The sequence below is a fragment of the Clostridium acidisoli DSM 12555 genome (genome assembly GCF_900176305.1).
Lineage (GTDB): Bacteria > Bacillota > Clostridia > Clostridiales > Clostridiaceae > Clostridium_I > Clostridium_I acidisoli.
Genome location: NZ_FWXH01000027.1, coordinates 20,063 through 29,151, shown reverse-complemented (window position 1 = coordinate 29,151; position 9,089 = coordinate 20,063). Strand labels below are relative to the sequence as shown.

11 protein-coding genes are annotated in these 9,089 nt (G+C 31.9%); all 11 read left to right on the top strand.

The features are described from left to right. Nucleotides 1–318 precede the first annotated feature (318 nt). From B8978_RS17500 to B8978_RS17450, 11 genes are read left to right on the top strand one after another with little or no spacing between them, the layout of a single operon-like run. The gene (locus tag B8978_RS17500) at nt 319–858 is read left to right on the top strand and encodes a cob(I)yrinic acid a,c-diamide adenosyltransferase (RefSeq protein WP_084117583.1); all 540 of its coding nucleotides are present in this window, start codon (nt 319–321) and stop codon (nt 856–858) included. A 2-nt stretch (nt 859–860) separates the two neighbouring features. Then, complete coding sequence (locus tag B8978_RS17495; protein ID WP_084117582.1) at nt 861–2,174, top strand: cobyrinic acid a,c-diamide synthase CobB; 1,314 nt, start codon at nt 861–863, stop codon at nt 2,172–2,174. Nucleotides 2,175–2,187: 13 nt separating this feature from the next. Further along, entirely contained in the window at nt 2,188–2,811 is a 624-nt protein-coding gene (locus tag B8978_RS17490; RefSeq protein ID WP_084117581.1) for a precorrin-8X methylmutase, read from the top strand. 4 nt (nt 2,812–2,815) lie between these two features. Then, a complete protein-coding gene (gene cbiD / locus B8978_RS17485) occupies nt 2,816–3,895 on the top strand; it encodes a cobalt-precorrin-5B (C(1))-methyltransferase CbiD (RefSeq protein WP_084117580.1) in 1,080 nt (359 codons plus the stop codon). Further along, nucleotides 3,879–4,514, top strand: a complete 636-nt coding sequence (cbiE, locus tag B8978_RS17480) for a precorrin-6y C5,15-methyltransferase (decarboxylating) subunit CbiE (protein ID WP_242950593.1) — start codon at nt 3,879–3,881, stop codon at nt 4,512–4,514. Before cbiD ends, cbiE begins: the two co-directional genes overlap by 17 nt. Then, nucleotides 4,498–5,067, top strand: coding sequence for a precorrin-6Y C5,15-methyltransferase (decarboxylating) subunit CbiT (cbiT, locus tag B8978_RS17475; RefSeq protein WP_084117579.1), 570 nt, complete (start codon nt 4,498–4,500; stop codon nt 5,065–5,067). The genes cbiE and cbiT overlap by 17 nt, the downstream gene beginning before the upstream one ends. Continuing rightward, complete coding sequence (locus tag B8978_RS17470) at nt 5,060–5,725, top strand: cobalt-factor II C(20)-methyltransferase (RefSeq protein ID WP_084117578.1); 666 nt, start codon at nt 5,060–5,062, stop codon at nt 5,723–5,725. The genes cbiT and B8978_RS17470 overlap by 8 nt, the downstream gene beginning before the upstream one ends. Nucleotides 5,726–5,742: 17 nt before the next feature. Continuing rightward, entirely contained in the window at nt 5,743–6,495 is a 753-nt protein-coding gene (gene cobM / locus B8978_RS17465) for a precorrin-4 C(11)-methyltransferase (protein WP_084117577.1), read from the top strand. Further along, a complete protein-coding gene (gene cbiG / locus B8978_RS17460) occupies nt 6,492–7,484 on the top strand; it encodes a cobalt-precorrin 5A hydrolase (RefSeq protein ID WP_084117576.1) in 993 nt (330 codons plus the stop codon). Before cobM ends, cbiG begins: the two co-directional genes overlap by 4 nt. Then, entirely contained in the window at nt 7,484–8,200 is a 717-nt protein-coding gene (gene cobJ, locus B8978_RS17455; protein WP_084117575.1) for a precorrin-3B C(17)-methyltransferase, read from the top strand. The genes cbiG and cobJ overlap by 1 nt, the downstream gene beginning before the upstream one ends. Continuing rightward, nucleotides 8,197–8,973: a cobalt-precorrin-6A reductase gene (locus B8978_RS17450; RefSeq protein WP_084117574.1), complete on the top strand. Its 777-nt coding sequence runs from the start codon at nt 8,197–8,199 to the stop codon at nt 8,971–8,973. Before cobJ ends, B8978_RS17450 begins: the two co-directional genes overlap by 4 nt. The last annotated feature ends 116 nt before the right edge of the window (nt 8,974–9,089 follow it).

The window sequence follows — 9,089 nt, the reverse complement described above, 5'->3', positions numbered from 1 at the left end:
TAGAGACAACTCTACTATGTATTTTAACCGTAGGTTTTGCTCTTTGGCACTTAAATAACAGTTTAATATGTTAATAAATACTTATTCATTGAAAACTGGAGACCTTCGGTCAAAAATGAGAGACAAAGTACTTTAGATTATAGATTTAAGTTCAAAGATTTTTCGTAGCATAGCGGAGAAAAATCATCCATAGCTTTTTCCCACGGAAAACCCTTCACCTTTCACCGAGAAGCATAGGTGGAAACCCTTAACCCGTACTTCGCAATTTATCACTATTATGAAGTACATTATTAATATAAATAAAAGGAGGTTTATGTTATGGCGAAACTAGAAAATGGTTATGTACAAGTATATACAGGTAATGGAAAGGGAAAAACAACTGCTGCCATAGGTCAAGGCGTTAGATCTGCTGGAAATGAGCTTAAGGTTTATATGGTTCAATTTTTAAAAACCTTTGATACAGGAGAATTAAAAAGTATAAAAAAATTGGAACCATATTTTCAAATATTTAGATTTGAGACTCCTAGAGGATTCTTTTGGACGCTTAATGATAAAGAAAAAGAAGAGTTAAAGATAGAAATACAAGAGGCATATAAATTTTGTTATGAAGCTCTTGAAAAAAATAAATGTGATGTTTTAATAATGGATGAGATTATGGGGGCGCTTTCCAATAAATTAGTTTCAGTAGATCAGATATTAGAGCTTATAAGAATTAAACCTAAAAGTGTAGAACTTATTCTTACAGGAAGAAATGTACCGGAAGAGATTGTTAAAAAGTCTGATCTTGTTACAGAAATGAAAGAAATTAAACATTATTTTGAAAAAGGTGTAGCTGCTAGAGAAGGGATAGAATATTAAGTATGAAAAGTATTGTTATTTCATCAAATGAAAGTGGTGGTGGAAAAACCACTGTTACACTTGGACTTTTAAAAGCACTTAAAGATATGGGATATAAGGTTCAAAGCTATAAAGTAGGCCCAGACTATATTGACCCTGACTTTCATGAATATATTACAAAGGTGCCAGCCAGAAACTTAGATTTGTATCTTATGGGTGAGGAAGGTGTAAAAGCTAGTTTTTCAAGAGGAATTGGAGATGTAGGTATAGTAGAAGGAGTAATGGGACTTTATGATGGGAAGGGAATTAGCACAGAATATTCTACTTCACATGTGGCAAAAACTTTAAATCTTCCTATAATTTTAGTTTTATCGCCTAAGGGCAAATCTGTGACTATATGTGCAGAAATAAATGGCATAAAGGATTTTGAAAATGCAAATATAGCAGGAATAATACTTAACAATATAACTGAAAATTATTATAAACTATTAAAAATAGAAATAGAAAAATATTGTAATATAGAAGTACTTGGATACATTCCTAAATGTGAGGAGCTTATGCTTAAAAGCAGACATCTTGGACTTGTCCAAAGTAGCGAAATTGAGGAACTTGATAGAAAAATAGACATATGTGGAAAACTTATAATGGAAAATGTGAATATAAAAAAATTATTGAAATTGTCTGTACCTGCCAAGGAATACAGCGATGGCTTTCATCTAGAAAATAGAAAAATAAAAATTGCAGTAGCTTATGATAAAGCGTTTAGTTTTTATTATAGAGAAAACCTTGAACTTTTAGAAGAGCTTGGGGAGGTAACATATTTTAGTCCATTAAGAGACAGAGAACTAAAAGGTGATTTTGATTTCATATATCTTGGAGGTGGTTATCCAGAGGTTTTTATCGAGGAACTCAGTAACAACAAAACTATGCTAAAAAGTATAAAGAGTGCACTAGAAAATGGAGTTAGATGTTACGCTGAGTGTGGTGGATTAATGTATCTTACAAAAAATATAGATGGAATGGAAACTGTTGGATTTTTTAATGGGAGTTCTTCTATGACAAAAAGACTTCAAAACTTTGGGTATGCAGAAATACAAGTTTCAAATGAAAACAATGTTCTTCAAAAGGGTTTTAATATAAATTGTCATGAGTTTCATAAATCTAAAGTGGAGTTAATGGAAGAAGCTATATATGAAGTTACAAAGGATAATTATGATGGAACAAAAAAACATTGGAATTGTGGATATGTTAAAAAAAATACTTTGGCGGCATATGGACATGTACATTTTTTCGGAAATATGAATATGCTTTTAAGTTTAGTCGGAAAAAAAGGATAAGGGTGAAGAGCTAATGGATTACATGAAGGATCCTATGGGAATAGAGAAAAGAAGTTTTGAGATAATTGAAAGTGAAATGGGAGAACATAATTTTTCAAAAAGCGAACTAAGTATTGTTAAAAGGGTAATTCATACAACTGCAGATTTTGAATATATGAAATTACTTTATATTAGAGAAGGTGCTATAGAAAGCGCATTACAACTTCTAAAGGAAGGAACTACAATATATACAGACACTAATATGGCATTGTCTGGCATTAATAAAGCTGCCTTAAAAACTTTAAATTCAAAGGTTCAGTGTTTTGTAGCTAGGGAGGACGTTGCAAAGGAGGCTAAAGAAAAGGGAATAACAAGGTCTATGGCAGCTGTTGAAAAAGCAGTTGAAGAAGGTGTGGATTTTTTTGTGTTTGGAAATGCACCTACAGCTTTATATAAATTAAAGGAATTAACATTGAAAGGGATGGCAAAACCAAAGTTTATTATCGGAGCACCTATAGGTTTTGTTGGAGCAGCAGAATCAAAGGAAGAAATAGAAAAATTAGACCTGCCACTTATAACTATAAGAGGAAGAAAAGGTGGAAGTAGTGTTGCGGCTTCTATCGTTAATGCACTTATGTACATGTTAGTTAAGAGGTGAGAATATGCTTGATTTATATGTAAATTGTGATGGAAAAAAATTAAGGTGTGGGTACACAACCGGTTCCTGTGCAGCCGCAGCAGCAAAAGCAGCAACTAGAATGTTATATCACAATGAAAGACTAACACAAATAAATATAGACACGCCTAAGGGAATAGAGTTACTTTTGCCAATTGAGAGGGTAGTTATTAAAGAGGATTATGTGGAATGCTGCGTAATAAAGGACGGCGGAGACGATCCGGATGTAACACATGGGCTTAAAATTTTTGCTAGAGCAGAAAAAATTCCAAGTGGATTTAGTTTAAAGGGTGGCAAAGGCGTAGGTATTGTTAAAGGCGAAGGGCTTTATGTGAAAAAGGGTGAACCTGCCATAAATCCAGTTCCAAAAAAAATGATAGAAAAAGAAGTAAGGGAAGTATTACCTAAAAACAAAGGAGTCCAGATTACAATATTTGTACCTAAGGGTGAGGAAGTTGCTAAAAAAACCTTCAATCCAAGATTAAACATTGTCGGTGGCATCTCTATACTTGGAACAACAGGAATTGTGGTTCCCATGTCAGAGGAAGCGCTTAAGGAATCAATAAATATAGAGATAAGGCAAAAATCAGCTTTAGGACATAAGGAAATTGTATTAGTATTTGGAAATATGGGTGAAGATAAGGCTAAATCTATTGGATTAAACTCAAATAATATGGTAATCATGTCAAATTACATAGGTTATGCAATTAATAGTTGTATTGAACATGGAATAAAAAAGGTTATAGTGGTTGGACATATAGGAAAGCTTTGCAAGGTAGCCGCAGGATGTTTCAATACTCATAGCAGAGTATGTGATGTAAGGCTTGAGGTTATTGCATTAGAACTTGCACTTATGGGAAGTAAAAATGAACTGGTAAAAAAAGTATATGATGAGAAAACAACAGAAGGTGCAGTAAAGCTACTTGGAAAAGGATATGAAGAATTGTATTCTAATATAGGAAGAAAGATAAAAGAAAGAATAGAAGTGTTCTCATATAATGAAATTCAAGCTGAAGTTGTTATGTTTGCTATGGAAAGTGGCATACTTTATGATAGCAGAGGGTGAGGAAAAAATGGTATATATTGTTGGAATTGGTCCAGGGAATAGAGAATATATGTTAAACGCTGCATTGACAGAATTACTAGCATCGGATTGTATAATTGGATTTAAGAGAGCTGTAGAAAGTGTAGCATTTATACAAAAACCAAAGTATACTGCTAAAAACTTAAAGAATATACTGGATTTTATACAGGATAAAAAATATAAAAAAATATGTGTTATTGCATCTGGAGATCCATTATTTTATGGAGTTGCAGAGTATGTGAAAAAAAATTATATTGGGGACATTAAAATTATACCAGGCATAAGCTCCTTTCAATATATGATGAGTAAATTAGGTAAGTCTTGGCAAAATGCAAAACTTTCTAGTCTACATGGTAGAGAACAAGATTTTATTAAAGAAGTAGAAGAAAATAAAACTTCAATATGGCTTACAGATAACAAAAATACACCGGATATAATGTGCAAAAACTTAGTTAAGGCTAATATTAAAGCACATGTATATATAGGTGAAAATTTATCTTATGAAGATGAAAAAATAAGTTGTGGCGAGGCTTTTGAATTTATAGATAAAAAATTTAAAGAACTTACTGTGGTGGTGATAGAAAATGATAATAAGAGATGAGGAATTTATTAGGGGAAATTGTCCAATGACAAAGGAAGAAATAAGGACAATAAGCATTTCCAAATTAAATATAGAAAGTGGACATAGATTATTAGATATTGGTGCGGGTACAGGCTCCATATCAATTCAGATGAGTAAAATATCTGAAACAGGTGAAGTTATTGCTATTGAAAAGGATGAGGAAGCCTTAGCTATAATAAAGAAAAATAAAGAGAAGTTTAATGCGGATAATCTAAAGATTTTAAATGGTGAGGCCCTTTCGGTATTAGACGAGGTAGAAGGTAAATTTGATGGCATATTTATTGGTGGAAGCAGTGGAAATATAGAAGATATAATAAAAATATATGGGCAAAAACTTAAATCCCAAAAGTATATGGTATTAAACTTTATTACAATTGATAATGTTTATAAAGCAATTCATGTGCTAGAAGATTTAAAATATGAAACAGAGCTAGTTCAAATTTCAATTAGTAAATCAAAGGGGAAAAGCCATATGCTATTAGCATTAAACCCTATTTTTATAATAACAGCAAGGAGAGTAAAAAATGAGTAAACTATATGGTATTGGAGTTGGACCAGGAGATAAAGAACTTCTTACAGTTAAAGCTGTTAGGATAATTGGAAGTACACCTGTAATAGTAGGACCAAGTGGCATGGCAGGTGGAAAAAGTATAGCTCTTGAAATTGCAGAAGAATACATAAAAAGCAGTTCAGAAGTAATTATAAAACATTTTCCTATGGGTGGAGAAAATCAAGAAAACAAGATTTATGAAGCATTTGAAGTAATAGAAAGAAAACTTAAGGAAGGTAAGGATGTAGCCTTTTTAACTATTGGAGATCCATTTATATATAGTACATATATTTATCTTTTGAAATATGTGGAAGAAAAGGGATATGAAACTGAAACAGTACCTGGAATAACCTCTTTTAGTGCATGTGCAAGTATTGCAGGTAAACCACTTGTAATTGGAGATGAGGGACTTCTAATTATACCTGGTAGTAAAGTTAATACTATAAAGGATGAAAAGTATGTTGTTATAATGAAGGTTTATAAACATGAAGAAAGTGTACTAAATGTTTTAGAAGAGAAAGGCTTTAATTATGTTTATGTAAAAAAAGCAGGTAGAGAAGGTCAAGAGGTATTAAAAAACAGGGATGAAATAATAAATAATAGAGAATACATGTCTCTAATCATTGCGAATAGAATATAAAATTTTGGAGGATATATATGGTTTATTTTATAGGAGCAGGTCCAGGGGATGTGGATCTAATAACAGTTAAGGGTAGAGAAATTTTAACAAAAGCAGATATTGTTATATACGCAGGATCACTTGTTAGTAGCGAACACTTAAAGTTTTGCAAAGTGGGTTCTAAAAACTATAACTCTGCCTCAATGAATCTTGAAGAGGTGCTTCAAGTAATTAAAGATGGGGAGAAAGAGGGTAAAATTATTGTAAGACTCCATACTGGAGATCCAGCAATATACGGGGCAATAAAGGAGCAAATGGATGAACTAGATAAACTAAACATAAAGTATCAGGTTATTCCAGGAGTAAGTTCATTTACAGCAGCTGCAGCAGCAATAAAAAAAGAGTTTACGTTGCCCTCTGTTAGCCAAACTGTAATATTAACAAGAGTAGAAGGAAGAACCCCAGTTCCAGAAGGTGAGAATCTTGAAAAATTAGCAAGTATAGGTGCATCAATGGCCATATTTTTATCTGTTTCTATGATTGATAAGGTAGTTATGAAGCTTAGAAAAGGTTATGGCAGGAATGTGCCGATAGCAGTAGTGGAGAGAGCTACGTGGGAAGATGAAAGAAGTATAATTGGGACATTAGATGACATATCAGAAAAGGTTAAAGAAGCAAAGATAACGAAATGTGCCCAAATATTAGTTGGAGATTTTATAAATACTGAATACGAAAAGAGTAAATTATATGATAAAAGCTTTTCACATATGTTTAGAGAGGCAAAAGAATGAAAATAGCTGCAGTTAGTCTAAATAAATTCGGTGATGCTATTGCCTGTAAAATTAATAAGGTTATAAATATTGATATATACTCAAAAACTAATATAGAGAAATTTAGTATTAAAACTTTAGCAAAAAAACTAATGGAAGAATATGATGCTATAATTTTTGTTTCTTCTACGGGTATTGCAGTTAGAGCTATAGCACCTTTTATTAAAGACAAAACTATGGATCCAGCGGTAATTGTTATAGACATAATGGGAAAATACGTTATAAGCCTTTTAAGTGGACATCTTGGAGGAGCTAATAAGCTTTCAGATGAAATTGCAGAGGTGATTGGAGCTAATCCTATAATAACAACTGCTACGGACAATTTAAATGTAATAGCACCGGATCTTATAGCAAAGTATAATGGATTAACAATTGAAAGCATGAAAAAGGCAAAAGATATTGCAGCACTTCTCATTAATGGTGAAAAGGTTGCATTTGTTGACGATGAAAAACTTATAAAAACACCTAAAGGATATGTAAATGACTTAGAGGGTGCTGCTGGCATTGTAATTGTAACAAATAAACTAAGTTTTCCCTGTGACCTGGGAAATAAAGTAAAGCTTAAACTTATTAGAAAAAATTTGATTTTGGGAATTGGATGCAAAAAAAATTACCCTGCAGAAGATATGTACAATAAGGTTAAAGATAAACTTATAGAACTTGATTACGAGGAAAAGGCTGTAAAGATAGTGGCATCTGTAGATATAAAAAAAGATGAGGATGCAATAATAAAGCTTAGTAAAAGTTTAAATGCAGAATTTAAAATATTTAGTACAGAGCAAATAAAGAAAGTTCAACATAAATATAAAGGTAGCGATTTTGTTGAGAAGACCATTGGAGTAAGAGCTGTTTGTGAACCGTCAGTGGAACTTTCTAAAGGACTTATTATAACTGAAAAATTTAATTTACAAGGAATGACATTATGTATAGGTGAGGAGGAAAAATTTTAATGGGAAAATTATATGTAATAGGAATTGGCCCGGGTAGCATTGAAAACATGACTTTAAGGGCTAAGGAGGCCATTGAGAAAAGTGATATAATAGTAGGTTACACAAAATATGTTGATTTAATTAAAACATTAGCGAAGGGTAAAGAAATCTTTTCCACAGGAATGAAGGGGGAAGAAGAAAGATGCAAAGAAGCGCTTAGGCTTTCAAAAGACAACATTGTTTCTATAATAAGTACAGGGGATGCTGGGATTTATGGTATGGCAGGTCTTATTTTAGAACTTAAAGATGGTGAAGATGTGGAAGTTATTCCAGGAATAACTGCATCCTCAGCAGCTGCATCAGTTCTAGGGGCACCTATTATGCACGACAATTGCAATATAAGTTTAAGTGACTTAATGACGCCTTACGAACTTATAAAGAAGAGAATAGAGATGGCAGCAGAGGGTGATTTTGTAATATCACTATATAATCCTAAAAGTAAAGGTAGACCACATTATTTAAGAGAAAGTTTAGAAACAATAAAAAAATATAGAGCTGGAAATACACCTGTAGCTGTAGTAAAACATGCACTAAGAGATGGACAGGATGTTAAATTATTTAACTTAGATTCATTTGATGACAGTCAAGTTGACATGATGTGTATAGTTATAATTGGAAACAGTCAAAGTTACATAAAACAAGGTGAATTTATAACTCCTAGAGGATATAAATTGTGATTGGATTAATACTTGGAACTTCAGAAGGTAAAAAAATACTTTCACTTTTAAATAAATTTACACAGGATATTTTTGTGTCTACAGCTACAGAATATGGTGGAGAATTACTTAAAGATTACAAATATAAAGAAATAAATACAAAACCGCTGGACGCTAGTGAATTAGAGAAAGTTGTTATAGAAAATGGCATAGACGTATTAGTAGATGCATCTCACCCTTACGCTGAAGTAGTAACAAAAAATGCAGTAGAAGTTTGTAAAAAATTAAATATAATTTATGCAAGGTATGAAAGACCTAAGACATTTTTAAATGATGACAAGCATGTTATAAGGGTAAAAGACTATAGTGAACTGTATTTAAAAATGAAAGATATTGAAGGAACAATTTTAAATACAACTGGAAGCAATAACATAGATAAATTTATTAATATGAACTTAAAAAATAGGATGATACATAGGGTGTTACCTTCTATTAAGGTTATGGAGAAGTGTTTTTCATTAAGAGTTAAAACTGAGGATATAATTGCTATAAAAGGTCCTATAAGTTATCAGTTAAATTGTAGTTTTATTAAAGAATATGATGCAAAGGCAATGATTCTTAAAGACAGTGGAGTTCAAGGAGGAACAGATGATAAAATAAAGGCAGCTATTGATATGGATATAAAAGCTTTTGTGATTGTGAGAAAAGATTTTCATGTTGGAAATACTTTTAATAGTGAGGAAGAAATAACTGATTTTGTTAAGGATTTTTTAGATAAACAAAATATAAGTTGATTCAAATTATAAAGAGATTGCGAAGCATTGGTGAAGGGTTTTAACGATTGCTTCACACGTTAAAAGGTGAAGAGTTTACTGATAAATCAATAAAGGCTAAGGAAATTTTTCCTCCT

Coding starts and splice junctions, on each gene's coding strand:
- B8978_RS17500 (WP_084117583.1), top strand. CDS start 319: ATGGCGAAACTAGAAAATGGTTATGTACAAGTATATACAGGTAATGGA.
- B8978_RS17495 (WP_084117582.1), top strand. CDS start 861: ATGAAAAGTATTGTTATTTCATCAAATGAAAGTGGTGGTGGAAAAACC.
- B8978_RS17490 (WP_084117581.1), top strand. CDS start 2,188: ATGGATTACATGAAGGATCCTATGGGAATAGAGAAAAGAAGTTTTGAG.
- cbiD (WP_084117580.1), top strand. CDS start 2,816: ATGCTTGATTTATATGTAAATTGTGATGGAAAAAAATTAAGGTGTGGG.
- cbiE (WP_242950593.1), top strand. CDS start 3,879: ATGATAGCAGAGGGTGAGGAAAAAATGGTATATATTGTTGGAATTGGT.
- cbiT (WP_084117579.1), top strand. CDS start 4,498: ATGATAATAAGAGATGAGGAATTTATTAGGGGAAATTGTCCAATGACA.
- B8978_RS17470 (WP_084117578.1), top strand. CDS start 5,060: ATGAGTAAACTATATGGTATTGGAGTTGGACCAGGAGATAAAGAACTT.
- cobM (WP_084117577.1), top strand. CDS start 5,743: ATGGTTTATTTTATAGGAGCAGGTCCAGGGGATGTGGATCTAATAACA.
- cbiG (WP_084117576.1), top strand. CDS start 6,492: ATGAAAATAGCTGCAGTTAGTCTAAATAAATTCGGTGATGCTATTGCC.
- cobJ (WP_084117575.1), top strand. CDS start 7,484: ATGGGAAAATTATATGTAATAGGAATTGGCCCGGGTAGCATTGAAAAC.